32 protein-coding genes are annotated in these 24,903 nt (G+C 66.3%); 27 read left to right on the forward strand and 5 right to left on the reverse strand.

What is annotated here, in order from left to right; all coding sequences use genetic code 11:
- Nucleotides 1–6 precede the first annotated feature (6 nt).
- Nucleotides 7–939 carry an oxygenase MpaB family protein gene (locus QM693_RS26650; protein ID WP_283353820.1) on the forward strand — a complete coding sequence of 311 codons (933 nt, stop codon included), beginning with the start codon at nt 7–9 and terminating at the stop codon, nt 937–939.
- A 38-nt stretch (nt 940–977) separates the two neighbouring features.
- On the opposite strand, the gene QM693_RS26655 is transcribed toward QM693_RS26650, so the two are convergent.
- Complete coding sequence (locus QM693_RS26655) at nt 978–2,216, reverse strand: TetR/AcrR family transcriptional regulator (RefSeq protein WP_283332970.1); 1,239 nt, start codon at nt 2,214–2,216, stop codon at nt 978–980.
- Nucleotides 2,217–2,488: 272 nt separating this feature from the next.
- Here QM693_RS26655 and QM693_RS37915 point away from each other — a divergent pair, with 272 nt between their 5' ends.
- From QM693_RS37915 to QM693_RS26720, 13 genes are all read left to right on the forward strand, one after another.
- Nucleotides 2,489–2,839, forward strand: coding sequence for a hypothetical protein (locus tag QM693_RS37915; protein WP_491932550.1), 351 nt, complete (start codon nt 2,489–2,491; stop codon nt 2,837–2,839).
- 1 nt (nt 2,840) lies between these two features.
- On the forward strand, nt 2,841–3,830 hold the full coding sequence (locus QM693_RS26665; protein ID WP_283353821.1) for an NAD(P)H-dependent flavin oxidoreductase: 990 nt from the start codon (nt 2,841–2,843) through the stop codon (nt 3,828–3,830).
- Nucleotides 3,827–4,609, forward strand: coding sequence for an enoyl-CoA hydratase (locus tag QM693_RS26670; RefSeq protein ID WP_283353822.1), 783 nt, complete (start codon nt 3,827–3,829; stop codon nt 4,607–4,609). Before QM693_RS26665 ends, QM693_RS26670 begins: the two co-directional genes overlap by 4 nt.
- Nucleotides 4,610–4,735: 126 nt before the next feature.
- The gene (gene fadD5, locus QM693_RS26675; RefSeq protein ID WP_283353823.1) at nt 4,736–6,328 is read left to right on the forward strand and encodes a fatty-acid--CoA ligase FadD5; all 1,593 of its coding nucleotides are present in this window, start codon (nt 4,736–4,738) and stop codon (nt 6,326–6,328) included.
- 64 nt (nt 6,329–6,392) lie between these two features.
- Nucleotides 6,393–7,202 (forward strand): MlaE family ABC transporter permease, encoded by an 810-nt coding sequence (locus tag QM693_RS26680; RefSeq protein WP_105412661.1) that lies wholly within the window; start codon nt 6,393–6,395, stop codon nt 7,200–7,202.
- Nucleotides 7,202–8,062 carry an MlaE family ABC transporter permease gene (locus tag QM693_RS26685; protein WP_009479359.1) on the forward strand — a complete coding sequence of 287 codons (861 nt, stop codon included), beginning with the start codon at nt 7,202–7,204 and terminating at the stop codon, nt 8,060–8,062. The genes QM693_RS26680 and QM693_RS26685 overlap by 1 nt, the downstream gene beginning before the upstream one ends.
- Nucleotides 8,062–9,114, forward strand: coding sequence for an MCE family protein (locus QM693_RS26690; RefSeq protein ID WP_283353824.1), 1,053 nt, complete (start codon nt 8,062–8,064; stop codon nt 9,112–9,114). The genes QM693_RS26685 and QM693_RS26690 overlap by 1 nt, the downstream gene beginning before the upstream one ends.
- Nucleotides 9,111–10,127, forward strand: a complete 1,017-nt coding sequence (locus tag QM693_RS26695) for an MCE family protein (protein WP_283353825.1) — start codon at nt 9,111–9,113, stop codon at nt 10,125–10,127. The genes QM693_RS26690 and QM693_RS26695 overlap by 4 nt, the downstream gene beginning before the upstream one ends.
- Nucleotides 10,124–11,164 (forward strand): MCE family protein, encoded by a 1,041-nt coding sequence (locus tag QM693_RS26700; RefSeq protein WP_283353826.1) that lies wholly within the window; start codon nt 10,124–10,126, stop codon nt 11,162–11,164. Before QM693_RS26695 ends, QM693_RS26700 begins: the two co-directional genes overlap by 4 nt.
- On the forward strand, nt 11,161–12,252 hold the full coding sequence (locus tag QM693_RS26705; RefSeq protein ID WP_283353827.1) for an MCE family protein: 1,092 nt from the start codon (nt 11,161–11,163) through the stop codon (nt 12,250–12,252). Before QM693_RS26700 ends, QM693_RS26705 begins: the two co-directional genes overlap by 4 nt.
- On the forward strand, nt 12,249–13,298 hold the full coding sequence (locus QM693_RS26710; RefSeq protein WP_283353828.1) for an MCE family protein: 1,050 nt from the start codon (nt 12,249–12,251) through the stop codon (nt 13,296–13,298). Before QM693_RS26705 ends, QM693_RS26710 begins: the two co-directional genes overlap by 4 nt.
- The gene (locus QM693_RS26715) at nt 13,295–14,482 is read left to right on the forward strand and encodes an MlaD family protein (RefSeq protein ID WP_283353829.1); all 1,188 of its coding nucleotides are present in this window, start codon (nt 13,295–13,297) and stop codon (nt 14,480–14,482) included. Before QM693_RS26710 ends, QM693_RS26715 begins: the two co-directional genes overlap by 4 nt.
- 30 nt (nt 14,483–14,512) lie before the next feature.
- The gene (locus QM693_RS26720; RefSeq protein WP_283332979.1) at nt 14,513–14,887 is read left to right on the forward strand and encodes a hypothetical protein; all 375 of its coding nucleotides are present in this window, start codon (nt 14,513–14,515) and stop codon (nt 14,885–14,887) included.
- Nucleotides 14,888–14,905: 18 nt separating this feature from the next.
- On the opposite strand, the gene QM693_RS26725 is transcribed toward QM693_RS26720, so the two are convergent.
- From QM693_RS26725 to QM693_RS26740, 4 genes are all read right to left on the reverse strand, one after another.
- Nucleotides 14,906–15,754 (reverse strand): ABC transporter permease, encoded by an 849-nt coding sequence (locus tag QM693_RS26725; protein WP_105412652.1) that lies wholly within the window; start codon nt 15,752–15,754, stop codon nt 14,906–14,908.
- On the reverse strand, nt 15,751–16,566 hold the full coding sequence (locus tag QM693_RS26730; protein ID WP_105412651.1) for an ABC transporter permease: 816 nt from the start codon (nt 16,564–16,566) through the stop codon (nt 15,751–15,753). The genes QM693_RS26725 and QM693_RS26730 overlap by 4 nt, the downstream gene beginning before the upstream one ends.
- Nucleotides 16,563–17,531 carry an ATP-binding cassette domain-containing protein gene (locus QM693_RS26735; protein WP_105412650.1) on the reverse strand — a complete coding sequence of 323 codons (969 nt, stop codon included), beginning with the start codon at nt 17,529–17,531 and terminating at the stop codon, nt 16,563–16,565. The genes QM693_RS26730 and QM693_RS26735 overlap by 4 nt, the downstream gene beginning before the upstream one ends.
- A gap of 288 nt (nt 17,532–17,819) precedes the next feature.
- Entirely contained in the window at nt 17,820–18,296 is a 477-nt protein-coding gene (locus tag QM693_RS26740; RefSeq protein WP_283353830.1) for a hotdog fold domain-containing protein, read from the reverse strand.
- A gap of 466 nt (nt 18,297–18,762) precedes the next feature.
- Here QM693_RS26740 and rpsJ point away from each other — a divergent pair, with 466 nt between their 5' ends.
- The 13 genes from rpsJ (at nt 18,763) to rplX (ending at nt 24,902) form a co-directional block, all read left to right on the forward strand.
- The gene (gene rpsJ, locus QM693_RS26745; protein WP_003938093.1) at nt 18,763–19,068 is read left to right on the forward strand and encodes a 30S ribosomal protein S10; all 306 of its coding nucleotides are present in this window, start codon (nt 18,763–18,765) and stop codon (nt 19,066–19,068) included.
- Between the two features lie 20 nt (nt 19,069–19,088).
- Nucleotides 19,089–19,745, forward strand: coding sequence for a 50S ribosomal protein L3 (gene rplC, locus QM693_RS26750; RefSeq protein WP_009479366.1), 657 nt, complete (start codon nt 19,089–19,091; stop codon nt 19,743–19,745).
- Nucleotides 19,742–20,431 carry a 50S ribosomal protein L4 gene (gene rplD, locus QM693_RS26755; RefSeq protein ID WP_105412648.1) on the forward strand — a complete coding sequence of 230 codons (690 nt, stop codon included), beginning with the start codon at nt 19,742–19,744 and terminating at the stop codon, nt 20,429–20,431. Before rplC ends, rplD begins: the two co-directional genes overlap by 4 nt.
- Nucleotides 20,428–20,733, forward strand: coding sequence for a 50S ribosomal protein L23 (gene rplW / locus QM693_RS26760; RefSeq protein WP_005239632.1), 306 nt, complete (start codon nt 20,428–20,430; stop codon nt 20,731–20,733). Before rplD ends, rplW begins: the two co-directional genes overlap by 4 nt.
- Nucleotides 20,734–20,773: 40 nt before the next feature.
- A complete protein-coding gene (rplB, locus tag QM693_RS26765) occupies nt 20,774–21,610 on the forward strand; it encodes a 50S ribosomal protein L2 (RefSeq protein ID WP_280782635.1) in 837 nt (278 codons plus the stop codon).
- Between the two features lie 13 nt (nt 21,611–21,623).
- Nucleotides 21,624–21,905: a 30S ribosomal protein S19 gene (gene rpsS / locus QM693_RS26770; RefSeq protein WP_003940820.1), complete on the forward strand. Its 282-nt coding sequence runs from the start codon at nt 21,624–21,626 to the stop codon at nt 21,903–21,905.
- Nucleotides 21,902–22,306, forward strand: a complete 405-nt coding sequence (gene rplV / locus QM693_RS26775; RefSeq protein ID WP_005239634.1) for a 50S ribosomal protein L22 — start codon at nt 21,902–21,904, stop codon at nt 22,304–22,306. The genes rpsS and rplV overlap by 4 nt, the downstream gene beginning before the upstream one ends.
- A complete protein-coding gene (gene rpsC, locus QM693_RS26780; RefSeq protein WP_005239635.1) occupies nt 22,306–23,112 on the forward strand; it encodes a 30S ribosomal protein S3 in 807 nt (268 codons plus the stop codon). The genes rplV and rpsC overlap by 1 nt, the downstream gene beginning before the upstream one ends.
- 3 nt (nt 23,113–23,115) lie before the next feature.
- Nucleotides 23,116–23,532: a 50S ribosomal protein L16 gene (rplP, locus tag QM693_RS26785; protein ID WP_005239636.1), complete on the forward strand. Its 417-nt coding sequence runs from the start codon at nt 23,116–23,118 to the stop codon at nt 23,530–23,532.
- On the forward strand, nt 23,532–23,768 hold the full coding sequence (gene rpmC / locus QM693_RS26790; protein WP_005239637.1) for a 50S ribosomal protein L29: 237 nt from the start codon (nt 23,532–23,534) through the stop codon (nt 23,766–23,768). The genes rplP and rpmC overlap by 1 nt, the downstream gene beginning before the upstream one ends.
- Nucleotides 23,765–24,046: a 30S ribosomal protein S17 gene (gene rpsQ, locus QM693_RS26795; protein ID WP_005239638.1), complete on the forward strand. Its 282-nt coding sequence runs from the start codon at nt 23,765–23,767 to the stop codon at nt 24,044–24,046. Before rpmC ends, rpsQ begins: the two co-directional genes overlap by 4 nt.
- A gap of 170 nt (nt 24,047–24,216) precedes the next feature.
- The gene (rplN, locus tag QM693_RS26800; RefSeq protein ID WP_005239639.1) at nt 24,217–24,585 is read left to right on the forward strand and encodes a 50S ribosomal protein L14; all 369 of its coding nucleotides are present in this window, start codon (nt 24,217–24,219) and stop codon (nt 24,583–24,585) included.
- Nucleotides 24,585–24,902, forward strand: coding sequence for a 50S ribosomal protein L24 (rplX, locus tag QM693_RS26805; protein ID WP_005239640.1), 318 nt, complete (start codon nt 24,585–24,587; stop codon nt 24,900–24,902). Before rplN ends, rplX begins: the two co-directional genes overlap by 1 nt.
- The last annotated feature ends 1 nt before the right edge of the window (nt 24,903 follow it).

Raw genomic sequence — 24,903 nt, forward strand, 5'->3', positions numbered from 1 at the left:
ATTCACATGCTGATGAAGACCAAGCGTGCCGACACCGGCGCGCCGGGCGAGGTTCCGCGGGGCAGGCACGGCTGGCGGCGCCGCATCGAGGAACTCGACCCGATTCGGGATCACCAGGAGATCCATCGCATCACGGCCGGCTACGAATTTCCGTGGGACTACCAGCGATCCCTCGAGTTCGCGCTGTTCCGGACGTACTGCGTCCCCACCATTTCGGAACTGCTGCAGCGCACCGGTGAGTTCGAGAAACGGCCACAGAAGCGGTACGACGACACCGCGCTGCTGATGGCCGAACTCGTCGAACACGGCTACGACTCCGAGCGCGGCGTCGAATCGCTGCGCGTCGTGAACCGAATGCACGGCAAGTACGACATCGACAACGACGACATGCTGTACGTGCTGACCACCTTCATCTACGAGCCGATCGACTGGATCGACCGCTTCGGGTGGCGGCGGCTGACCCCGAACGAGCGTCTCGCGTGTTTCCATTTCTACCGTCAGGTGGGAATCCGGATGGGAATCAAGAATATTCCCGAGAGTTTCGAGGACTTCTACCGGTTCAAGGTCGACTACGAGCGGGAGCATTTCCGGTACACCGACGACAACCACCGCGTCGGCACCTACACGCTGAAGCTGTTCTGTTCCTGGTTTCCGGCGCCACTCCGGCCGCTCGTCGCTCAGGGGGTCTACGCCCTCCTCGACCCGATGATGCTGTCGGCGTTCGGGTTTCCCGCCGCCCCGATCTGGCTGCAGAACGCGTCCCGCGGTGCGCTGCGGATCCGTGCGAGGTTCGTGCGCTTCCTGCCGCCGCGTCGGGAGTCCAAGGCCGCCCGGGATCGGCACAACCGGAGCTATCCCGGATACCCGGTCGGCTACCGTCCCCGGGATCTGGGCGCGGACAGCGACAATCACCGTGGAGCCCGTCGACAGGTCGCATGACGGCTGTGCCCCTGGGCGACTCGTCCAGGGACACGGCCTCAGTGGCCCAGTAGTACCGCCGTCATCAGGGTGTGGAGACGCGCACGCGACTCCTCGCGGGTGTCGAAGTGGACCAGTCGGCCGATATCGAGAACCAAACCCAGCGCCGCGTGAACCAGGAACCGTGCCTCCGGAGCCGAGAGTTCGGAGCGCACGGTGGTCACCAGGTGGACCCACTCCTCGACGTGCAGGCGCTGCACGTTGCGGAGATTGGTCCGCTCGTTCTTCGGGAGATTCCCGATCTCCGCGAAGTACACCGACAGCACTTCCGGGTTCCGGAAGGCGAGTTCCAGATAGGACTCCGCGAGTGTGCGGAGTGCATCCTCGGGGCCGGTGGCGGTGGACAGCGCCGCCGAGGTAGCCACAGCCAGCCGGTCGGACGCGCGGTAGAACACCGCCGCGAGAAGGTCGGCCTTGCTGGGGAAGTGGCGGTACACGCTCGACGCGTTGATGCCGGCCGCGGCGCCGATTTCTTCGATGCTCGAGTCGTGATAGCCGTGCCGGTCGAATATCTTCACGGCCTCGTTGATCAGCAACTCGCGCTTGGACGTCACCGCCAGGCCGCGTACCGCACCTGTGCCCGCGTTCCTGCCGTCGGCCGGGACGGCGGGAGGCAGTGTCGCGTGCAGGATCGATTCGCACGCCGACTCGAGTAGCGCGCCGAGCCGGCGCGTCGCGAGGGTGGTGCGGTGTGCGCTGATGCTTCCCATCACGCTCAGTGTCGACGCCCCCAGTGTCGTGGCGTCGACGGACGTGAGTTCGGGGCGCAGTTCCCGCAGGGGGCCCGCCACGCACTGGGTGACGTGAACGAAGACGTCGCGGATTCGCGTGCGATCCTCGGCCTCGAGGTACCGGCCCTCCCAGCGGTAGAGCCCGGCGACCTTGCGGTTCTCGATGGTATTCGCGACGAGCGCGGAGATCAGATGGTCGAGGCGGTCTCCGGGCTCGCGTTCGGCCATCCCCTCGAGCGCGCCGTCCGCGGCTGCCTGCAGAGCGTCGGCCGTCGTGGTGGCGGCGTGTACGAGCAGGGCGTACTTGTTGGGGTAGTGCCGGTAGAGGGCGGGGCCGGAGATCCCGATGGTGGCCGCGATCTCGTCGACGCCGACCGCGTGGTAGCCGCGCTCGCTGAAGGCCTCGGCAGCGACGTTCGCGATCTGGGCCTTGCGGTTCTTCGGGCGACGGCGGATCGGCCGCTCGGTGGCGGCACCGGCCGTCGTGCTGGTCCGAGCCACGGTCACCTCCAGTAATCGGCAGTCATCTGCCAGTTTAACTGTCGATCATCTTAACCGAGACTTTCGCATCGTCTGGTCGGCTGAGGGTTGCGTTCGGAGAAATCGTCACGCCGCATTCTCGGAAAATGCCGGTGAATCCGGCCGCCAAGGTGTCGTGGGGGTATTGACACGTGAGGAACAGGCGGAATAAGTTAACCGAAATTCGCATGTGTCCGCGGTCTCCTGACGGTCGTGCGCTCCTGGATCTCACATTTCGAACTATCGGAGGTAGCTGGAACATGAGAGCAACCCGGCAGAGCGGGCAGGCATTGATCTTCGACGCGATCAGAACCGCTCGTGGGCGGGGCAAGAGCAACGGTGCCCTCCACGGCACCAAGCCCATCGACCTGGCGGTCGGGTTGATCGAGGAGATCCAGGTCCGGACTCCGAATCTGGACCCGGCACTGATCGACGAGTTCGGCCGCAAGGGTCGCTCCACAGGCGCCGGCTTCTACGAGTACGCGGACGGGATCCAGGGATTCGTCTCCCGGGCGCAGCTGCTGGCCGCGCGGTACGGCGACCGATTCCTTCCACCCCAACTACTGCTGGACAAGGCCGCCGCAGGCGGCACGTTCGAAGAGGTGAACTGAGATGAGGACGAAATTCACCGAGGCCTTCGGTGTCGAGCATCCGATCGTCCAGGGCGGCATGATGTGGGTCGGCCGTGCCGAACTCGTAGCGGCCGTGGCCGATTCGGGGGCGCTCGGATTTCTCACCGCGCTCACCCAGCCGACTCCCGAAGATCTCGTTGCGGAGATCGCCCGCACACGGGAGCTCACCGACAAGCCCTTCGGTGTGAATCTGACGATCCTCCCGTCGATCAACCCGCCGCCGTACGCCGAGTACCGCCAGGCGATCATCGATTCCGGAATCGGGATCGTCGAGACCGCCGGCTCCAATCCGGTGGACCACCTCCCGCACCTCAAGGACGCGGGGATCAAGGTGATCCACAAGTGCACGAGCGTGCGGCACGCGGTGAAGGCGGAACAGGTGGGTGTCGACGCGGTCAGCATCGACGGCTTCGAATGCGCAGGGCACCCGGGTGAGGACGACGTCGCGGGCCTGATCCTGATCCCGGCGGCCGCCCGAAAGCTCACGATCCCCCTGATCGCGTCCGGTGGTATCGCGGACGCGCGTGGTCTCGTCGCAGCACTCGCACTCGGCGCCGACGGCGTGAACATGGGCACCCGATTCATGTGCACGGTCGAATCCCCGGTGGCACACGCCGTCAAGGATCAGATCGTCGCCAACACCGAACGCGACACCGAACTCATCTTCCGCTCCCTTCGCAACACCGCCCGCGTCGCGACCAACGCGGTCAGCACCGAGGTGGTCGACATCGAATCCCGTGGCTGCGAATTCGCCGACATCCAGCATCTCGTCGCCGGAGCCCGGGGACGCACGGTGTTCGAAAGGGGCGATCTCGACGCCGGAATCTGGACCGCTGGACAGAGCCAGGGCCTGATCGACGACATCCCGACCGTGCGCGAACTCGTGACCCGGATGGTCACGGAGGCGGAATCGATCATCACCGGACGGCTCGCGAGCACGGTCGACTCGCGCATCGGAGCGGTGTTGTGACCGCCCCGGCGGTCGACGGGCTGCGCGTCGTCAACGAGGCCGGGATCCTCCGGATCACGATCGACCGCCCCGACCGGATGAATGCTCTCGACCTGGCACACATGACGGCACTGGGCGACGTGCTCACCGCAGCCGCCACGGACTCCTCGGTTCGCGTCGTGATCATCGCGGGGGCGGGCAAGGCCTTCAGCACGGGCGCGGACCTCGCCGCGGCCGGGGGCCGGGAAGCGCCCGCGGAGGTGGTGATGGATTCCGCCAACCGGGTGGTTCGTGCCATCGTCGAGTTGCCGGTCCCGGTCATCGCGCAGGTGAACGGGGCGGCCGCGGGTGTCGGGGCGTCCATCGCGCTGACGGCCGACCTGACGTATGCCTCCGAGAACGCCTATCTACTCCTCGCGTTCGTCAACATCGGGTTGATGCCCGACGGCGGTTCCAGCGCGCTGATCGCGGCGTCCATCGGCCGGGCACGGGCCACCCGGATGGCACTCCTCGGAGAGCGCCTGCCCGCCGCGCAGGCGGAGCGGGACGGCCTGATCGCGGGCGTCCTCCCTCCGGACGAACTCGCCGCGCACGTCGATGCCGTGGCGGCCCGGCTCGCTCGTGGTCCGAGGCGGGCCATCGAACTCACCAAGCGGGCACTCACCGCAGCGACGCTCACAGCTCTGGACGCATCACTCGACCGCGAGAAGGCGGGCCAGGCGGAACTGCTGCAGGCCCCCGACTTCGTCGAAGGGGTCACCGCGATGCTCGCGAAACGCGCTCCGAACTTCCGGAGCTGATGCGAATTGCGGTTAACAAGACTGTTCCGATAGACGTCGAGATCTGTAATACTCGTCACAGCTCGGTGCGGGTCCGAACAGGCAGACGGGCGCCGGGCACGAGTACAGCGAAGGGACCACCACCACATGTCGTCACGTAGCGAGCTGCTGGCGCAGCCACTGCAATCCCGCCGCAACCACTGGAACAACTGGGTTGCGTCGCACGCGGAGATGAAGCCCGATCAGGCCGCGTTCCGCTTTCTCGGCCACAGTACGACCTGGCGCGAATTGCACGACCGATCGGAGGCGCTCGCCGGCGCACTGTCCCGGCGAGGCGTGAAGTTCGGCGACCGTGTTCTGCTGCTCACCCTCAACCGCACCGAATTCTTCGAAGCGGTTCTCGCGATCAATGCCCTCGGCGCCATCGCGGTCCCCGTCAACTTCCGGCTCACCCCGCCCGAGGTCGCGTTCATCGCCCGTGACTCCGGGGCTCGTGCGGTGTTCACCGAGCCCGCGCTCGCACCGCTGGTCGCGGCGGTGCGGCAGGACGTTCCCGAACTGAGCCTGGTCGTGAACATCGGCGCCGACACGGAAGCCGACATGCTCGGCTACGAAGAACTCGTGTCGGAGTCCGGCCCGGCCCATGCCCCCGTCGATCTGCCGGAGGACACACCGTCGCTGATTCTCTACACGTCCGGAACGACGGGTACGCCCAAGGGTGCGGTGCTGTCGCACTCGAACATGGTCGGACAGTCCATCACCTGTATCCGCGCGATGCGTTACGACCGCGGCGACGACATCGGGTTCCTCGCGTCCCCCGTGTTCCACGTGGCCGCGCTCGGTTCCGTCGCCCCGATGCTGATGCTCGGCGGTACCACGGTGATTCACCCGCTCAAGGCGTTCAACCCCACCGAGATGCTCGACGTGTGGGAGCAGGAGCGGATCACGACGGTGTTCCTCGTGCCGGTGCAGTGGCAGGCCGTCTGCGCCGACCCGACCGTCCGGGGTCGCGATCTCGCCCTCCGCGTCATCAGCTGGGGGGCGGCGCCCGCATCGGATACGGTGCTGCGCGCCATGGCGGACACGTTCCCGCGGGCGCTCATCGTCGCGGTGTTCGGGCAGACCGAGATGTCGCCCATCACCTGTGTCCTCGACGGGGACGACGCGATCCGCAAACTGGGTTCGGTGGGCAAACCGATCCCGACGATCCAGACGCGCGTCGTCGACGACGACATGAACGACGTCGCACCCGGGACCGTCGGCGAAATCGTCTACCGCGGACCGACGATGATGCTCGAGTACTGGCAGAACCCGGCCGCCACGGCGGACGCGTTCGCCGGCGGGTGGTTCCACTCCGGAGATCTGGTGCGGCAGGACGACGAAGGATTCGTCTACGTCGTCGACAGGAAGAAGGACATGATCATCTCCGGCGGAGAGAACATCTACTGCGCCGAGGTGGAGAACGTCCTGTTCGGACATCCGCGGATCCGGGAGGCCGCCGTCGTCGGCCGGCCCGATCCCAAGTGGACCGAGGTGCCCGTCGCCGTCGTCGCACTCGACGACGAGGGATCCGACCTCACCGTGGACGAACTCGCGGCGTGGCTCGACGACAAGCTCGCCCGGTACAAACACCCGAAAGACGTCGTGATCGTCGACGCGCTGCCCCGCAACGCCAGCGGCAAGGTCGTCAAAGGCGAACTCCGAAAGACCCACGGCGCATCCGGCGTCGCGGTCGTCTGACCCCGTATCGAACATCTCGAGGCCGGTCCCCGCTCTGCGGTGACCGGCAACGGGGGAGGACCGCGTGACATTCGAGTTGCCACCCGCCAAAGGGCCCGTGAGTCACTTCGCCAACGAAGTCGGCGCACTCATCGGATTCTCTATCGCGACCACGGTGGCCGCGGTGCGAGTTCTGGTGCGGCGCAAGTTGGCCTGGCGGGAACTGCTGGATCAGGCCTGGCGGATCGCGTCGGTCACGTCGGCACCCGCCCTGCTGTTGATGATCCCCATCGGAGTCCTCATCGCTGTCACGATCGGTAGCCTCGCCGGTCAGCTCGGCGCCGAGGGGTACACCGGGGCGGTCGTGGGGTTCGTGATCGTCGGGCAGGCGTCCGCCCTGGTGTGCGCGCTGATGCTGGCCGGGGTCGGAGGGTCCGCGATCTGCGCCGACCTCGGCTCGCGGACGATCCGCGAAGAGGTCGAGGCCATGGAGGTGCTCGGGCTCAATGTGATCGAGCGGCTCGTGGTCCCGCGCGTGCTCGCAGCGGTGATCGTCGGCATCGCACTCTGCGCGATGGTCACCGCCGTCGGAGTGTCGGCCTGCTTCCTCTTCCAGGTGATCGTCCAGAACAGTTCGGCGGGAAGCTTTCTCACCGCACTGTCGCAGTACACGCGGTTGTCGGATTTCGTGGTCGCCCTCGTCAAATCGACGGCGTTCGCGGTGACGTCGGCGCTCGTCGCCAGTTTCAAGGGGCTGCACGCCAAGGGCGGGCCCAGCGGTGTCGCCGACGCCGTCAACGAGGCCGTCGTGCTGGCCTTCATCCTGGTCTTCATCGTCAACACCGTGCTCAGTCAGCTCTATTCCGTTCTCGTCGTCCCGGTAGGTGGTTACTGATGGTCGTGAGCACCAGATGGCCCGCAGTGCACTGGGTGCGGGCCCGGGCTCGTCAGCCCCTGGACCTGATGACGGGGCTGGGGCGGGAATTCACGTTCTACGGCAGCGTGATCGCCGGAGTTCCCCTCGCGATCGTGAAGTACTGGCGGCACATCATGCGTCAGATCGGCGACATCAGCTTCGGCGGTGCCACGCTGCTCGCGGGCGGCGGCGCGATCGGTGTCGTCTTCGCGATGTCCGCCGTCGCTGCGACGCAGGTGGGCATCGAGGGGCTGCGCGGACTGGACCTGCTCGGCATGGGATCGCTGTCCGGACTCCTGTCGGCGATCCTCAACACCCGCGAACTGGCGCCCGTGATCGCCAGCATCGCGCTCGCGGCGAAGGTCGGAACCGGGTTCACCGCGCAGCTCGGCGCCATGCGCATCTCGGAGGAGATCAGTGCGCTGGACGCGATGGCGATCCGGTCGCTGCCGTTCCTCGCGAGCACACGACTCGTCTCGTGCCTGATCTGTGTGGTGCCGTTGTACGTCGTCGGCCTGCTGTCGTCGTACCTGGCATCGCGGCTCGTGATCGTCACGTTCGGCGGGCAGTCGGCCGGAACCTACGACTACTACTTCCATCTCATGCTCACCCCCACCGACGTCGTGTACTCGTTCGTCAAGGCCGTCGTGTTCGCGACGATCATCGCGCTCGTCCACTGCTCGTACGGATACCACGCGCACGGCGGCCCCGAGGGCGTCGGCCGTGCGGCCGGACGTGCGTTGCGGACCAGCATCCTCGCCATCGGTATCGTCGATCTGCTGCTGACGCTCTCGCTGTGGGGTCTCGTCCCGTCCGCCCCCGCCCTGGGGTTGCCGTGATGCGCGGCCGCCCGGGTGGTCCGGGCACCGGCGCACTCGCCGTGCGGGGGGTGATCGGAGTGGCGGTCCTGATTCTGGGATCGGCATTGCTGGTCGGTTTCGGCACCGGAACGATCGTCACCGATCCCGTGGTGACAGCGACACTTCCGGCCGACGCCGGTGCCGTGAAGTCGCACACCACGGTGTCCTACAAGGGGGCGACCGTCGGAACCGTGTCGAGTGTCGACGCCGGAATGAACGAGACGGGCATGGACATCAGTCTCCGCCCCGAGCAGATGCGTCACATCCCGGCTTCCGTCGAGGTGCGGGTCGTTCCCCGCACGCTGTTCGGCGACCAGACCGTCGAGCTGGTGTCGACCGCCGGAACCGGCGGCGCCCGACTCGAGGCCGGGGCGCGGCTGCAACCCGACACCTCGGCGGAGACCGTCCAGATGTACGACCTGTACTCGAAGGTCTACGACATGCTGTCGCGGGTGAAACCCGAACAGATGCAGGCCGCACTCAGCGCCGTCGCCGACGCGTTGCGGGGTCGCGGCGAGCAGTTGGGGCACACCATCGACAGCCTCCACGCTGTGGCGACATCCACCGCGCCACTCGTCGAGTCGGTCGCGGAGCGGACGCCACAGATCGCCCGGATCAGTGAGCAACTGGCCGCGGCCGCGCCGGACGTCCTCGCCGCCATGGACGCCGCGGTGTCGCTGTCGAACACACTCGTCGAGAACACCGACAGCTTCACCGGTTTCCTCGCCGCTTCGCTCGTCGTCTCGAGGAATTCCGGCGACGTCCTGGAACAGAACGCGGACAACATGATCGCGGTGGCCCTGAACGTCTCGCCGACCCTGGGCACCATGGCCAGCAAGTCCGATCTGCTGCGGGCCACCCTCGACGAGGCAGGCCCGTTCGGCGAGGCCGGCGCCGCCGTCTTCGCCACCGGCAAGTTCGCGGTCCGGGTCGCCGCGGACCTGTCCAACCCGCGGCCCTACACGTCGGCCGACTGCCCGCAGTATCCCGGCATGGACGGACCGAACTGCGGGGGAGGTGGCGGAGGATGAGCGTCCGGAACTCGGCAATCAAACTGGCGATCTTCGGCGTCCTCGGCATCCTCTCGGCAGTGCTCGTCGTGAACACGCTGCGGGTCCCGGTCGAGGGGCAGACCGTCACGTACAAGGCGTTGTTCACCGACGCCCAGGGTGTCACTCCCGGCAGCGACGTCACCATCGCCGGTGTGCGGGTGGGACGTGTCGATTCGATCGACATCGTCGACGGCGACGCCGGAAGTGCCACCGCCCTGGTGGACTTCGAGGTGCAGCGCGATCAGAAACTTCCCGCCGACACCACCGTCGCCATCCGGTACGGCGACCTCCTGGGGGTCCGGTATCTCGATCTCGCGGCCGGGCCGTCGGGCGAGGGCACCCTCGAGGAGGGCGACACGATTCCGCTCGACCGAACGTCGCCCGCACTCGACCTCACCAGTCTCTTCAACGGATTCAAGCCACTGTTCGACGCCATTGAACCGGAACAGGTCAACGCACTCGCCACCGAAGTCGTCGCGGTGTTCGACGGCAGGAAGGCGAGCATGGAAACTCTGCTGCGCAGGGTGGCGGACGTCACCGGCAACCTGGCGAATCACGATCAGCTGATCGGTGATCTCATCCGGAACCTCGAGGTGGTGGTGGGAACGGCGGCGGCACGGGGTCCCGAGCTGTCCCACCTCGTCGACAGCCTCACCCAGTTCACCGGGATGCTGGCCGAGAACAACGAGGTTCTCATGGACACCCTCGATCAGAGTGCGGCGGTGAGTCGCTCGGCGCTGCAGATCGTGGACGGGCGCGTCCCGGAGCTCGGCCGCACCGTGGAACAACTTCACTCGCTGACGGGGGCGATGCTGGGCGCCAACCCGGAATTCGATCACCTCATGGTGGCCATGCCGGAGTTCTTCTCCTCCGTCGACCGCTCGGGCTCGTACGGCTCGTGGCTCAACATCTACCTGTGCACCTTCATCGTCAACGTCGACGGTCGCGAAGGCGCCCTCGGTCCCGACCTGCATTCGAGGTACTGCCAATGAGTGTCACCGAGAACGTGCGCGACGTCTGGGACTCGCTGGCGGGAAATCAGCGAGTGCGGCCCGTCAACCCGCTGATCGTCGGAATCGTGGGAATTCTCGCGGCAACGCTGGCGCTGGCGCTGGTTCTGGTGATCCCGCGGGTGAGCTTCGCCGTGCGGACCGACGGGTACACGGCCGAACTCGCGAACGCTGCGGGCCTGACCGATTCGGACTACGTGTACGTGGCGGGGGTCCCCGCCGGCCGGGTCACCGGAGTGGACCTGGCGGGCGATCACGTGGTCGTGCACTTCCGGCTCGACGGTGAACGTCACCTCGGATCGACGACGTCCGCGGGGGTGAAGCTGTCGACCATCCTCGGCAAGCGCTATCTGGACGTCGCGCCGTCGGGGCCGGGAGACCTGGGGGACGACGGGGTGATTCCACTCCGCCGCACCAGCGTTCCGTATTCGCTCGACGACATCGGATCGTCCGCGATCGAGACGGCGGACGAACTCGACCTCGGGGGACTGCAGAAGATGCTTGCGGTGGTGACGGAGACGTTGCCGCAGGACGCGAACCTCAACCGGGAGGCACTGGCGGGTGTGAGCGCGGCGTCCACGATCCTGGCGAAGAACGCCGATCAGGTCACGCAATTGCTCGACAGCTCGCGGACCCTCACGGACGTGCTGGTCGGTCAGCAGGGTCAGCTCACCACCCTGCTCGGTAACGCGGACGTCGTGATGAACACACTCGCCACCCGGCGTGCAGCCATCCGCCAGATGGTCGACGATCTCCAGGCGCTCGTCGCACAGGCATCCCAGTTCCTCGGCGAGAACACCGCCGAGCTGGATTCACTGCTCGTGAACGCGAGGCAGGTGACGGACCGGCTGCAGGCGAACCTCGCCAACCTCGACGCGCTCCTGACCACGGGTGCACCGGCCGCGAGAGCCCTCGTGAACGCGACCGGAACCGGCGACTGGGCCGACGTCTCCGCGCCGTCGGCCGTCATCGCCGACAACCTGCTGTGCGTCGTCGGACTGATCACGGGGTGCTCGTGAACGCGGGCATCGCACGCCGGGTCGCCGGGATCGGCGGCGTGCTCGCGCTCGTGGTGGCGATCGTCGTGGCCGGCTGGCTGCTGATCTTCCGCACGTCGTCCACCGTCGTGCATTCCGAATTCGCCTACGTCAACGGCGTGTTCCCCGGCACCAAGGTCTCGGTGCTCGGGGTTCCGGTCGGCACGGTCGAGGCGGTCGAGCCGAGAGGCGCGACCGTGATGGTCACGATGTCCGTCGCGTCGGACATCGTGCTGCCCGCGGACGCGAATGCGTACGTGCTGGTGACGTCCGCGATCGGTGAGCGATTCGTCGAACTCGGCCCCGCGTACACCGGCGGCCCGGTGTTCGAGAGCGGGCAGACCATTGCACCCGAGCGCAGTCATTCGCCGATCACCTGGGACCAGTTGATGGACAGCGTCGACACCGTCGTCAAGGCGCTCGGTCCGGACGGAGGCGATGCCGGCGCCGCGATCTCCGCTGCCGCCGCGTCCTCGGACGGCCTCGGTCCCGCGATGAACGACGCCATCCGCACACTGTCGCAGGCGAGTTCGGTGATCGCAGGCAACAGCGCGGATGTCGGCGCGCTCGTCAACAACCTCGAGGTGCTCGTGAACGCGATCTCGTCGCGTCAGGCGCAGGTCGATTCACTCGCCGGTTCGCTCACTGCGATCGGCGACGAGTTCGCCGGCCAGCAGTTCGCGATCGGCGACACGGTGAACCAGTTGTCCGCGCTCCTGAACCAGATCGACCAACTCGTGTCCGCCCGGGGCGGCGACGTCGCCGCCGGCATCGACAACCTCGCGGGAGTGAGCGAGGTGCTGCAGAGGCACGACACCGACCTCGCCGAGATCATGGACCTGGTGCCCTTGCTGATCGACAACATCCAGCGTGCGGTCACTCCTGACCAGCGTGCCCGCATCCGGCTGAACATCTCCACCAACCTGGCGCAGGCCGAGCCGACGTCCCCGCTCTGCGCGGTGGTCGATCCGATCCTCTGCCGCGGAGCGGGAATCACCAACCCGATTCAGTTTCCGCCCAGCATGTCCGACCCGTTCGGGCTGCGCGAACTCATGGTCGGAGGACGATGACGATCCGGGCGAGAACGAAATCGCTGACGGCGGCGCTGGTCGTCGGTATGGCGCTGCCGGTCGCGGGGTGTTCGCTGAGCCTGCAGGATCTGTCGGTGGGCCGTTCGCCGGACGGTCCGTCATATCAGATCTCCGCGCAGTTCGACGGTGTCGATCGTGTCGTCCCGGGCGCCGAGGTCCGGGTGGGTCAAGAGGTGGTGGGCCGAGTCTCGGACGTGTCGACCCGGGACTTCACCGCTCGGATCGAGATGCGGATCCGCGACGACGTTCCGATACCGCAGGATGCGACGGCTCGGATCGAATTGCCCACGGCCCTCGGCAATCCCTTCGTCCGACTCGACGTCGGGGACGCGGCGGGCGCGCCGATGAGCGAGGGTGACACCATCCCACTGGACCGGACGTCGCGCGGTCCCGACATCGAGAGTGGCCTGGCCGCGCTGGCCACCGTGCTGAACGGCAGCGGCATAGACCAGATGCACGCCATCATGAACGAATTGACCGTCGCCTTCGCGGGCCGCTCGGACAAGGTCCGGGAACTGGTGGACATGTTGAACGACACACTGGGCGTCGTCGACGACCATCGGGACGAACTCGACCGGGCGATGGTGGCGTCCAATGCCTTCGCGGCGGAACTCGCCGCCGGGCAACCGACCCTCGATCGGGCGATGACCGGCCTGGCGCCTGCGGTGGATCTCCTGGTGTCGCAACGCGATCAGATCGTCGCGTTGATGGGGGAGGCGTCGCGTCTCAGCCGCGAGGCGCAACATGTCCTCGGCAGCGCCGGATCCGAACTGTCGGCCGAGATCAGCGACGCGGGGGCCGTGCTCACGGCACTCGACCGGTTCGAGTCACAACTCGCGCCGACACTGAATTCGGTGGCCACGTTCCTCGGTGGATTCGCCGCGGCCACACCCGGCGATTACACGACGTTCGACGGAACGTTCGACGTCACCGCCGTCATCGCCAAGTTGCTCACCGGATCGGCTCCGCTCGAGGTGCCGGAAGCCCGTACGCTGCCCGAGGTACTCGGCGGAGGCGTCCGATGATGACACGTCACGTGGTGGCGCAGTTGGTCCTGTTCCTCGTGATCTCGATCGCCGCGATGCTGTTCGGGCTGCGGTACGTCGCAGGCCCGGACACGTTCGGAAGTCCCATTCACCTGAGTGCGCGGCTCGACCACGCCGCGGGCCTCGCCCAGGGAGCGTCCGTCAATTATCGCGGAGTCGGAGTGGGCACTATCAGCTCCGTCGACGTGAACCCCGAAGGGACGGGCGTCGTCCTCGGCATCGAACTGCATCCCGGTACCCAGGTGCCGGCCGGATCGACGGCGAAGATCACCACCGAGAACGCGATCGGCATCCAGGCGCTCGACATCATGCCCGACAGTGCGGACCCGCCGTACCTCGCGGACGGAGACGTCGTCGAGGTTCCGGAGGAGGGAATCCCGCGCTCGCTCGACGCGACCCTCGTCGAGACCACGGACCTCGTGAACTCGATGGACGTCACCGCTCTGTCGTCGCTGGCCGACACGTTCGGCACCGCCTTCGGGGGCACGGGGCCCGACCTCCAGAACCTGCTCGACGGTTCCGCCGAGATCGCCCGGACACTCGAAACCCGCACCGACGCATTGTCGACCATCGTGAACAAGGGCATGCCGCTCCTGGACACCGCGGACGGCCTCACCGCCGCTCTGCCGGAATCGGCGAGCACCGCCCGGAGCGTCCTCGAGCAGTTGCGGGCCAACGATTCCGCGCTCGTCGACCTGCTCGGGCGCTCGCCGCAGACGATGGCGAGTCTGGACTCGTTGCTGTCGGGAAATCGGGACTCACTGGGCGCCCTGATGACGAATCTGGTTCTCCCCACCCGGATCGTCGGTGACCGCACACCCTCCCTCGACTACGGCCTGACGATCATGCCCGGCGCGCTGCCGAAGATCGCGTCGATCGAGAAGGGCGGACTCGCGGACCTTTTCCTGGTCGGAACGCAGGGGCCGATGTGCGTGTACGACGCCCCTCGCCGTCTGGTGACCGACGCGGAACCGAGTGCGCCCGCCCTGGACTGGACGTGCCAGTCGCAGCAGTACCTGGAGCAGCGGGGTGCCGTGAACGTTCCACGACCGGACGACCTGGGTCAGGAGAACGCGACGAGGAACGGCGGCGTCTACGGACCACCGGCCGCGGACGATCCGTTGGTGATCGAGCCGCCACTCACGGGGCACACCCCGCGATAGGTCCGTGCACGAGCCGAGGAGAGAACATCGATGAGCAAACCGACGGGTGCGGCGGACGGTGTCGATACGGCCGGCCGTATCAGGAGACTCACCCAGGCCGCACTCAATGCCGACGTCACGATCGGCCGCGTCGACGGGGTGGCCCACGAGATCGGGACGTCCCTCGACGAATTCGCCCGCGTGCTGGGCAGGTTCGACGCGTTGCTGGACAAGTTCGCCGACGGGCTCGACACCTTCGCAGGCACGGTCCGGTCGGTGGACGGAGTCGTCGGGTCGCTGACGGCCCCCGAACAGGACCTCGACGAGCTGCTGCTGCGCGTCGGCCGGATCGTCGAGACGGTCGACTGGCTCCTGACCCCCGCGACGGCGGTGCGTCACCGGTTGGCCGGGATCAGATTCTTCTGAGCTCCGGTATGCGAGGGGCTATGCCGGGTTGCCCGCGGCCCGGCGATAGCCGCGCACCGCGGGGTAGGTGAAGATCAGCAGCCCGGCGAGCGACCACGCGATGGTCTTGAGCAGAGGCTCCGCGACAGGACCGCCCATCGACAGTCCCTTCATCGCGTCGATCGCGCACGACATCGGCTGGTTCTCCACGAACGGCTGGAGCCACGTGGGGTAGGCGCCGGTGGGTACGAATCCCGAGTTGAAGAACAGCAGGAGAGTGCACAGCAGGGAGAGGAGTTCGACGAGCGGTGCCTTCGCCGCGTTGACGGCGAGGGCGGTCACCATCGTCGCGAAACTCACCCCGAACAGCAGCGGCAGGAGCATCAGCGCGACACCGGCGAGGATGCCCTGATCGAACCGGAACCCGATGGCGAAACCGACGGCGATGATCAGCACCGTCGTGAGCATGATCCGCACCGATTCGGCCATCAGGCGACTGAGCAGGCCCGACGCGCGGTGCACGGGCAGCACCCAGAACCGGCTCAGGAGCCCGTCCGCCCATTCCTTCTTCAGCGACAGACCGCCCGCGATGGATCCGAACATCGCGCCGACGAGCGTGATCATCGGAACGGTCCCGAAGACGCTGTTGACCCCGGTGGCCTTGGTGATCGAGATCCCGAGCACCGCCCAGAACATCAGCAACATCAACGACGGGTACACGATCGCCTGCAGCATGGTGTACGGGTCGCGCGCCCAGCGGAGTAGAAGTCGTCTGGTCTGCAGCAGGCTGTGCGAGAAGAGTGCGGCGAAGGAATTCTCCGGGTGGGGTTCGAGCACCTCGGGGAAGGTCACCGTCGCCGGTGTGTCGGATCGGTATTCGGTGGTCATCCGCGCCTCACATTCGACCAGATCGACAACGGAATGAAGACCAGTGCCAGCCCTCCGCACCACAACAGGGTGGGTGTCAGCTGGTGGAACGTGATCGTGCCTTCCGTCATGGCACGCATGGACGAGGAGAACTGCGAGATGGGCTGATTTCGCACGAAACCCTGCGCCCACTCCGGGAACTGCGTCACCGGAACGAAACCGGACGAGAACATGCCGAGGATCAGCTGGGGGAGCGTCAGCGCCTGACTGGTGACCTCGGGGCTCCGGGTCAGGGTGCCGAGGGCGTCGGCACCCGTCGTGAGCGTGAAGCCGATCAGCATCGCCAGCCCGCAGAACGCCGCGGTCAGCCCGAATCCGCCGTCGAACCGGAAGCCGATCGCGTATCCGTAGCCGATCGCGGCGACGAGTGAGATCGTCGAGTGCACGAGGGAGGCTGTCATTCGCGCGGCAAGCGGGACCGCCGCCCCGACCGGCATCGTCTGGAATCGCGAATTCATGCCGTTCGACGCCTCGGTGGCCGCGCGGTGCGCCGCCGAGATCGCGGTGAACGCCATGGCCTGCAGGACGATGATCGGCATGACGAACTGCGCGTAGTCGATGCCCTGGAACTTCATCACCAGACGCAGCGGCAGATAGAAACCGACTGTGAAGATCAGCGGGGCGAACACCGCGATGAAGAACTGACCGAACACCCACATCGTGTGCAGGTTCCGCTGGGACAGCGCAATCCACTGCTGGATGATCGACGGTTGCGGCCGCCGGTGCCTGCCTTCGAGGGCACTGTCGAATCCGAGCTGGGCGGGCGCCGTCACGACGGCAGGCTCTCGTCGACGCGGACGTGACCGGTGAGGGAGAGGAAGACGTCGTCGAGGGACGGGCGCCGCAGGGCGATGTCGGCGAGCGTGACCCCGGCGAGGTCGAGGCGGCGCAGAACCTCGGCGAGGGTCTGGGCGCCGTGTTCGGCGGGAATCGACAGCCGGTCGGTGCCTTCCTCGATGGCCCGGCCGGGTGGGCAGAGGCTCGAGAGGATTTCGCGGACGCGCGGCAGGTCGTCGAGACTCACCGGGACGACCTCGCAGTAGCTTCCGCCGGTCCGGGCCTTCAGTTCGTCGGCCGTGCCCTCGGCGATCACGGTGCCCTTGTCGATGACGACGATGTTGTCGCTCAGCAGGTCGGCTTCTTCGAGGTACTGCGTCGTCAGCAGGATCGTGATGCCCTGCTCCTTCAGCGCGGACACGAGGGACCACACGCCCTGGCGGCTGCGGGGGTCGAGGCCGGTGGTGGGCTCGTCGAGGAACACCACCTCGGGACGGATCACGAGGCCACAGGCGATGTCGACGCGCCGGCGCATACCGCCGGAGTACCCGGACACCTTCCGGTCACCCGCTTCGAGCAGATCGAACTGTGTCAGGAGGTCCTGTGCGCGCGATTTCGCGGACGCCTTGGGCAGGCCCATCAGGCGGCCGAACAGCACCAGATTCTCGCGGCCGGTCAGCGACTCGTCGAGGGCGGCGTACTGGCCCGTCATCATGATGCTGCGCCGGACGTTCGCCGACTCCTCGACGACGTCGTGTCCGGCGACGAACGCGCGGCCCGCATCGGGGCGCAGCAGAGTGGACAGCACGTTGACGGTGGTGGTCTTCCCTGCGCCGTTGGGGCCCAGGATGCCCAGGACCGTGCCGCGGGGCACCTCGAAGCTCACACCCCGCAACGCTGCTACGTCACCGAAGGATTTCTCGATTCCCTCGACAAGAACGGCGGAGTCAGGTGCTGGCATGTCCCGAGTATGTCACGCGAAGAGGGTGATCAAGGCAGACCGGGGAACACCTTCGCGCCCGACGAAGGGGTGGGAAAAACTTCTGTAACGCGTAAAGACAGGTACACGATAAATGCCGGACGTCTGTACCACTTCGGCCTCGGCGACCACGGCGGAAACCGATCCCGTCCGGCCGGAAGGTCGTGCTGTACCGCGACGTTCCGGCTCCGGGGAAGTGCCACACGGCAATTCGGGTCACTCCCGCGAACTTCGAGACGAATGTGAGCTTCGACATGCGCCTTTCGCGCTCTACCGCGGCGTGACCCACGTCGTGATGTCGGCGTGAACCACCTCTACTCCCTGTCGGTCGAAGATGCGCACGGGCACCACCACGTCGGTGCCCTCGGTGATCGCGGCAAAATCCGGCAGCTCCGGCAGTTCCGCGACGGCGCGCAGCGTTCCGTTCGCCTTGGCGAGGTAGTCGACCGTCATCGACTTCGGGATCCACCGGTGGGTCGACGGCACGGTCGCCTCGGACAGCATGCCCATGGCGGCCTCGGCGAGGTTGCACGCCGCGATCGCGTGGAACGTACCCAGGTGGTTGCGCACGCCCCACCATTTCGGTGCGCGGACTTCGCAGCGGCCCGGGCGCATCTCGACGACGCGGGGGAGTACCGAGCCGAAGTAGGGGACGCGCAGACACATGCCGATAGAGAAGAGGACGTGTCCGAGCGTGTTGTCGGGGAGCTTCTGCCACGCGGCGAACGTGGGATTCGAGGTAGTCACTCCCGTATCTTACTTCAGGGTAAGTTCGGTCGAGTACGAGAGGAATCGAGCCCGGTTTGAAGTCTCCCGCCCGGTACGGCATACTGGTCGGGTTGCCTTGTCTGGGACGCGATCGTTTGCGGCCCGAAACAGGTGGGGTGAAACGTCGCGGTGTAGATCACATGACCTGCTCGCGGCCACATGCAAGACGGAAGCAGTACCTACTGGCACTCGAATTCGAGTGCATCCGGTGCGCGTTCCCGGCCCGAAAAGCTGAAAAGTTCCGGGTCGGAGAATGAGTGGGAGGGCGACACGCCCGACCGCGTGTACCGGAGAACCATGACAGATGAACAGCGGCAGCGGATCGGGTGTGTCCCGGTCGCCTAGCGTTCGGACAGTTGCGGCCCAGGTAAGGGACTGTGCAGACGAGGTAGTTCGGCCCGACTCGGGTGGGACTACGAAACGCGGCAAGAAAAGGACACTAAGCGTGGCGGGACAGAAGATCCGCATCAGGCTCAAGGCCTACGACCATGAGGCGATCGACGCGTCAGCGCGCAAGATCGTCGAGACGGTGACCCGTACCGGGGCCCGCGTCGTTGGACCCGTGCCGTTGCCGACCGAAAAGAACGTGTACTGCGTCATCCGCTCGCCGCACAAGTACAAGGACTCGCGCGAGCACTTCGAGATGCGTACTCACAAGCGGCTTATCGACATCCTCGACCCGACGCCCAAGACGGTTGACGCGCTCATGCGCATCGACCTTCCGGCCAGCGTCGACGTCAACATTCAGTGAGCGCGGCGGAGACAAAAACAATGACTGATACCAAGATCAAGGGAATCCTGGGCACCAAGCTCGGCATGACCCAGGTCTTCGACGAGAACAACCGGGTCGTTCCGGTCACCGTCGTGAAGGCCGGACCGAACGTCGTGACCCAGATTCGTACCGAAGAGCGTGACGGCTACAGCGCCGTGCAGCTCGCGTTCGGCGCCATCGACCCGCGCAAGGTGAACAAGCCGACTTCCGGCCAGTTCGCCAAGGCCGGCGTCACCCCGCGCCGCCACGTTGTGGAGCTCCGCGTTGCCGACACCTCGGAGTACGAGGTCGGCCAGGAACTTACCGCCGAGGTCTTCGAGGACGGCGCCTACGTCGACGTCACCGGAACCAGCAAGGGTAAGGGCTTCGCCGGAACCATGAAGCGCCACGGCTTCGCCGGTCAGGGTGCATCGCACGGTGCGCAGGCCGTTCACCGTCGCCCCGGTTCCATCGGTGGTTGCGCCACTCCGGGCCGCGTGTTCAAGGGCATGCGCATGTCCGGCCGCATGGGTAGCGACCGCATCACGACGCAGAACCTCTCCGTCCACAAGGTGGATGCCGAGAACGGCCTGCTGCTGATCAAGGGTGCGATCCCCGGCCGCAAGGGTGGCCTCGTGATCGTCAAGAGTGCAGTGAAGGGTGGTGCACGAGCATGACCAGCACCGAGACATCGACGACCAAGCTGACGCTGGACGTCAAGGTCGCCGGCGGCAAGACCAACGGCACCGTCGAGCTCCCCGCGGAGATCTTCGACGCGCCTGCCAACATCGCGCTTCTCCACCAGGTTGTCGTCGCGCAGCTCGCTGCTGCACGTCAGGGCACCCACGCCACCAAGACCCGCGGCGAGGTTCGCGGCGGTGGCAAGAAGCCGTACCGCCAGAAGGGGACCGGCCGCGCTCGTCAGGGCTCGACCCGTGCACCGCAGTTCGCCGGCGGTGGCACCGTCCACGGCCCGCAGCCGCGCGACTACAGCCAGCGGACCCCCAAGAAGATGAAGGCCGCCGCCCTGCGCGGAGCCCTCTCCGACCGGGCCCGCAACGAGCGCATCCACGTGATCACCGAACTGGTTGCCGGTCAGACTCCGTCCACGAAGTCCGCCCGCACCTTCCTCGGCGAGATCTCGGACCGCAAGAAGGTCCTGCTCGTCGTCGGACGCGAGGACATCGCGGCCTGGAAGAGCGTGCAGAACCTGGACGGCGTGCACCCCATTGCACCCGACCAGCTCAACACCTACGACGTGCTCAACAGCGATGACGTCGTGTTCAGCGTCGAGGCGCTGAACTCGTTCATCCACGGGCCCGCCGAGACCGCCCAGGAAGAGAACAAGGAGGAGGGCAAGTGAGCACCATCGCCGATCCCCGCGACATCCTGCTCGCCCCGGTCATCTCCGAGAAGTCCTACGGACTGATCGAGGAAGGCACCTACACCTTCCTGGTGCACCCGGACTCGAACAAGACGCAGATCAAGATTGCCGTCGAGAAGATCTTCGGCGTCACCGTGACCAGCGTCAACACCGCCAACCGTCAGGGCAAGCGCAAGCGGACCCGGTTCGGTTACGGCAAGCGCAAGGACACCAAGCGCGCGCTCGTGACCCTCTCGGCCGACAGCAAGCCCATCGAGATCTTCGGAGGACCGGTCGCGTAAGCGCCCGGGACTTGACGAGACATAGAGGACGAGAAGACTCATGGCAATCCGTAAGTACAAGCCGACTACCCCGGGCCGTCGTGGCTCGAGCGTCTCGGACTTCGCCGAGATCACTCGGTCGACCCCCGAGAAGTCGCTGGTTCGCCCGCTCCACGGACGCGGTGGACGTAACGCACACGGTCGTATCACCACCCGGCACAAGGGTGGCGGACACAAGCGCGCCTACCGGCTGATCGATTTCCGTCGCAACGACAAGGACGGCGTGCCGGCCAAGGTCGCTCACATCGAGTACGACCCCAACCGCACCGCGCGTATCGCCCTTCTGCACTACGCGGACGGCGAGAAGCGCTACATCATCGCCCCCAAGGGCCTGATCCAGGGTGCTCCGGTCGAGTCCGGCGCAGGCGCCGACATCAAGCCCGGCAACAACCTGCCCCTGCGCAACATCCCGACGGGTACCACCATCCACGCGGTGGAACTCCGCCCGGGTGGCGGCGCCAAGATGGCCCGCTCGGCCGGATCCAGCATCCAGCTGCTCGGTAAGGAAGGCACCTACGCCACGCTGCGTATGCCGTCCGGCGAAATCCGTCGTGTCGACGTTCGCTGCCGCGCCTCGATCGGTGAGGTCGGCAACGCCGAACAGTCGAACATCAACTGGGGCAAGGCCGGCCGTATGCGCTGGAAGGGCAAGCGCCCCACCGTCCGTGGTGTCGTGATGAACCCGGTCGACCACCCGCACGGTGGTGGTGAGGGTAAGACCTCCGGTGGTCGCCACCCGGTCAGCCCGTGGGGCAAGCCCGAGGGCCGCACCCGCAAGAACAAGGCGAGCGACAAGCTCATTGTCCGTCGTCGCCGTACCGGCAAGAACAAGCGCTAGGAGGGAGTGAAGGATGCCACGCAGCCTCAAGAAGGGCCCGTTCGTCGATGACCACCTCCTCGCGAAGGTGGACGTGCAGAACGAAAAGGGAACCAAGCAGGTCATCAAGACCTGGTCCCGTCGTTCCACGATCATCCCGGACTTCATCGGCCACACGTTTGCGGTTCACGACGGCCGCAAGCACGTCCCCGTGTTCGTTTCCGACTCGATGGTCGGACACAAGCTCGGAGAGTTTGCACCGACCCGCACGTTCAAGGGTCACATCAAGGATGATCGGAAGGCGAAGAGGCGATGAGCAACACCGAAACCGCCAACCCGACCGCCAAGGCAGTAGCGCGCCACGTGCGCGTCACGCCGATGAAGGCGCGTCGTGTTGTGGACCTGGTCCGCGGGCGTTCGGTTGAAGACGCCCTGAACATCCTGAAGTTCGCGCCGCAGGCAGCGAGCGAGCCGGTCGCCAAGGTGATCGCGTCTGCAGCAGCCAACGCCGAGAACAACCTCGACCTCGACCCGAGCACGCTTGTCGTCGCCACGGCGTTCGTGGACGAGGGCGCGACCCTCAAGCGGTTCCAGCCGCGTGCACAGGGACGTGCGTTCCGTATCCGCAAGCGCACCAGTCACATCACCGTGATCGTGGAGAGCCTGCCGAAGACCGGAACATCGACCCGTAATCGCCGGAAGGGAAGTGCTCAGTAGTGGGCCAGAAAATCAACCCGCACGGCTTCCGCCTCGGCATCACCACCGACTGGAAGTCTCGCTGGTACGCAGACAAGCAGTACGCGGAGTACGTCAAGGAAGACGTCGCGATCCGTAAGCTCCTCGCCACCGGCATGGAGCGCGCGGGCATCGCGAAGGTCGAGATCGAGCGCACCCGTGACCGTGTGCGTGTGGACATCCACACCGCTCGCCCGGGCATCGTCATCGGCCGCCGCGGCGCCGAAGCCGATCGCATCCGTTCCGAGCTCGAGAAGCTGACCGGCAAGCAGGTCCAGCTGAACATCCTCGAGGTCAAGAACGCCGAGGCCGAGGCTCAGCTCGTCGCACAGGGTGTGGCCGAGCAGCTCTCGAACCGTGTCGCCTTCCGTCGCGCCATGCGCAAGGCCATCCAGTCGGCCATGCGTCAGCCCAACGTCAAGGGCATCCGCGTTCAGTGCTCCGGTCGTCTCGGCGGCGCCGAGATGTCCCGGTCGGAGTTCTACCGCGAAGGCCGTGTGCCGCTGCACACGCTTCGTGCGGACATCGACTACGGCCTCTACGAGGCCAAGACCACCTTCGGCCGCATCGGCGTGAAGGTCTGGATCTACAAGGGCGACATCGTCGGTGGCAAGCGTGAGCTGGCCGCCAACGTGGCTGCTCCCGCAGGCGACCGCCCGCGCCGTGAGCGTCCGAGCCGTCCCCGTCGTTCCGGTGCCACCGGCACCACCGCGACCAGCACCGAGGCCGGCCGCGCAGCGACCGCCACTGCCGATGCACCCGCTACGACTGAACAGAAGGAGGGCTGACGCATGTTGATCCCACGGCGGGTCAAGCACCGCAAGCAGCACCATCCGAGCCGTTCGGGTGCCGCCAAGGGTGGAACCCAGGTGACCTTCGGTGACTACGGCATCCAGGCTCTCGAGCCGGCCTACATCACCAACCGGCAGATCGAGTCCGCTCGTATCGCCATGACCCGGCACATCAAGCGTGGCGGCAAGATCTGGATCAACATCTTCCCGGATCGCCCCCTCACCAAGAAGCCGGCCGAAACCCGCATGGGTTCCGGTAAGGGTTCGCCCGAGTGGTGGATCGCGAACGTCAAGCCCGGTCGCGTGATGTTCGAGATGAGCTACCCCAATGAGGAGATCGCTCGTGAGGCCCTGCGCCGCGCGATGCACAAGCTCCCGTGCAAGTGCCGGATCGTGACAAGGGAGGAGCAGTTCTGATGGCTACTGGAACCCCAGCCGCAGAGCTCCGCGAGCTCACCGAAGAAGAGCTGGTCACCCGGCTTCGTGAGTCGAAGGAAGAGCTGTTCAACCTTCGTTTCCAGATGGCCACGGGTCAGATGGACAACAACCGTCGACTTCGTACCGTTCGTCACGAGATCGCGCGTATCTACACCGTTCTGCGTGAGCGTGAGCTCGGGCTGGCCGTTGGTCCGGACGCAGGTGACGCGGCATGAGTGAGGAAAAAGCAGTGAGCACTGAAGAGCGCGGCAGCCGCAAGGTCCGCACCGGATACGTCGTCTCCGACAAGATGGAGAAGACGATCGTGGTCGAGCTCGAAGACCGGGTCAAGCACCCGCTCTACGGCAAGATCATCCGGCGCACCAGCAAGGTGAAGGCGCACGACGAGAACGGCGTCGCAGGCATCGGTGACCGCGTGCAGCTGATGGAGACCCGTCCGCTGTCCGCGACCAAGCACTGGCGTCTCGTCGAGGTCCTCGAGAAGGCCAAGTAAGAAACCGAATAATGTATCCAGTACGATGGTGGGGTTGCCTTGCGGCAGACGCACGGCAACCCCACCGTTGTGCCGCCCACCCGGGCGGCCCCTCTCGCAGGGCACGGGTACAGACCGCGCACGTCGGGTCGGAAATCTGCCGTGCAACAGTCCAGGTCAAGGAGAAGTAAGTGATTCAGCAGGAGTCGCGGCTGCGCGTCGCCGACAACACGGGTGCCAAGGAGATTCTCTGCATCCGCGTTCTCGGTGGTTCGTCTCGCCGCTACGCCGGGATCGGTGACATCATCGTCGCCACCGTCAAGGACGCCATCCCGGGTGGAAACATCAAGAAGGGCGAGGTCGTCAAGGCCGTCATCGTCCGTACCACCAAGGAACGTCGCCGTCCGGACGGGTCGTACATCAAGTTCGACGAGAACGCCGCCGTCCTCATCAAGCCGGACAACGATCCCCGTGGCACCCGCATCTTCGGCCCCGTCGGCCGTGAGCTGCGTGAGAAGAAGTTCATGAAGATCGTCTCGCTCGCCCCGGAGGTGCTGTGATGAAGGTGCACAAGGGTGACACCGTGCTGGTCATCGCCGGCAAGGACAAGGGCGCGAAGGGCAAGGTCATCCAGGCCTACCCCGCGACCAACAAGGTCCTCGTCGAAGGCGTGAACCGCATCAAGAAGCACACCGCGGTTTCCGCGAACGAGCGCGGAGCCTCCTCCGGCGGCATCGTCACGCAGGAAGCCCCGATCCACGTTTCCAACGTCGCGGTCGTCGACTCGGACGGCAACCCCACTCGCGTGGGCTACCGGACCGACGAAGAGTCCGGCAAGCGCGTTCGGATTTCCCGGAAGAACGGGAAGGACATCTGAC

The organism is Rhodococcus sp. IEGM 1305, from assembly GCF_030058635.1.
In the GTDB taxonomy this organism is placed as follows: domain Bacteria; phylum Actinomycetota; class Actinomycetes; order Mycobacteriales; family Mycobacteriaceae; genus Rhodococcus_F; species Rhodococcus_F opacus_D.

Coding starts and splice junctions, on each gene's coding strand:
- fadD5 (WP_283353823.1), top strand. CDS start 4,736: ATGTCGTCACGTAGCGAGCTGCTGGCGCAGCCACTGCAATCCCGCCGC.
- rplD (WP_105412648.1), top strand. CDS start 19,742: ATGACCAGCACCGAGACATCGACGACCAAGCTGACGCTGGACGTCAAG.
- QM693_RS26650 (WP_283353820.1), top strand. CDS start 7: ATGCTGATGAAGACCAAGCGTGCCGACACCGGCGCGCCGGGCGAGGTT.
- rpsS (WP_003940820.1), top strand. CDS start 21,624: ATGCCACGCAGCCTCAAGAAGGGCCCGTTCGTCGATGACCACCTCCTC.
- rpmC (WP_005239637.1), top strand. CDS start 23,532: ATGGCTACTGGAACCCCAGCCGCAGAGCTCCGCGAGCTCACCGAAGAA.
- QM693_RS26710 (WP_283353828.1), top strand. CDS start 12,249: ATGACGATCCGGGCGAGAACGAAATCGCTGACGGCGGCGCTGGTCGTC.
- QM693_RS26690 (WP_283353824.1), top strand. CDS start 8,062: ATGCGCGGCCGCCCGGGTGGTCCGGGCACCGGCGCACTCGCCGTGCGG.
- rplP (WP_005239636.1), top strand. CDS start 23,116: ATGTTGATCCCACGGCGGGTCAAGCACCGCAAGCAGCACCATCCGAGC.
- QM693_RS26685 (WP_009479359.1), top strand. CDS start 7,202: ATGGTCGTGAGCACCAGATGGCCCGCAGTGCACTGGGTGCGGGCCCGG.
- QM693_RS37915 (WP_491932550.1), top strand. CDS start 2,489: ATGAGAGCAACCCGGCAGAGCGGGCAGGCATTGATCTTCGACGCGATC.
- rplX (WP_005239640.1), top strand. CDS start 24,585: ATGAAGGTGCACAAGGGTGACACCGTGCTGGTCATCGCCGGCAAGGAC.
- rplC (WP_009479366.1), top strand. CDS start 19,089: ATGACTGATACCAAGATCAAGGGAATCCTGGGCACCAAGCTCGGCATG.
- QM693_RS26700 (WP_283353826.1), top strand. CDS start 10,124: ATGAGTGTCACCGAGAACGTGCGCGACGTCTGGGACTCGCTGGCGGGA.
- rpsQ (WP_005239638.1), top strand. CDS start 23,765: ATGAGTGAGGAAAAAGCAGTGAGCACTGAAGAGCGCGGCAGCCGCAAG.
- rplB (WP_280782635.1), top strand. CDS start 20,774: ATGGCAATCCGTAAGTACAAGCCGACTACCCCGGGCCGTCGTGGCTCG.
- rplV (WP_005239634.1), top strand. CDS start 21,902: ATGAGCAACACCGAAACCGCCAACCCGACCGCCAAGGCAGTAGCGCGC.
- QM693_RS26725 (WP_105412652.1), bottom strand. CDS start 15,754: ATGACCACCGAATACCGATCCGACACACCGGCGACGGTGACCTTCCCC.
- QM693_RS26715 (WP_283353829.1), top strand. CDS start 13,295: ATGATGACACGTCACGTGGTGGCGCAGTTGGTCCTGTTCCTCGTGATC.
- QM693_RS26665 (WP_283353821.1), top strand. CDS start 2,841: ATGAGGACGAAATTCACCGAGGCCTTCGGTGTCGAGCATCCGATCGTC.
- QM693_RS26720 (WP_283332979.1), top strand. CDS start 14,513: ATGAGCAAACCGACGGGTGCGGCGGACGGTGTCGATACGGCCGGCCGT.
- QM693_RS26695 (WP_283353825.1), top strand. CDS start 9,111: ATGAGCGTCCGGAACTCGGCAATCAAACTGGCGATCTTCGGCGTCCTC.
- QM693_RS26735 (WP_105412650.1), bottom strand. CDS start 17,531: ATGCCAGCACCTGACTCCGCCGTTCTTGTCGAGGGAATCGAGAAATCC.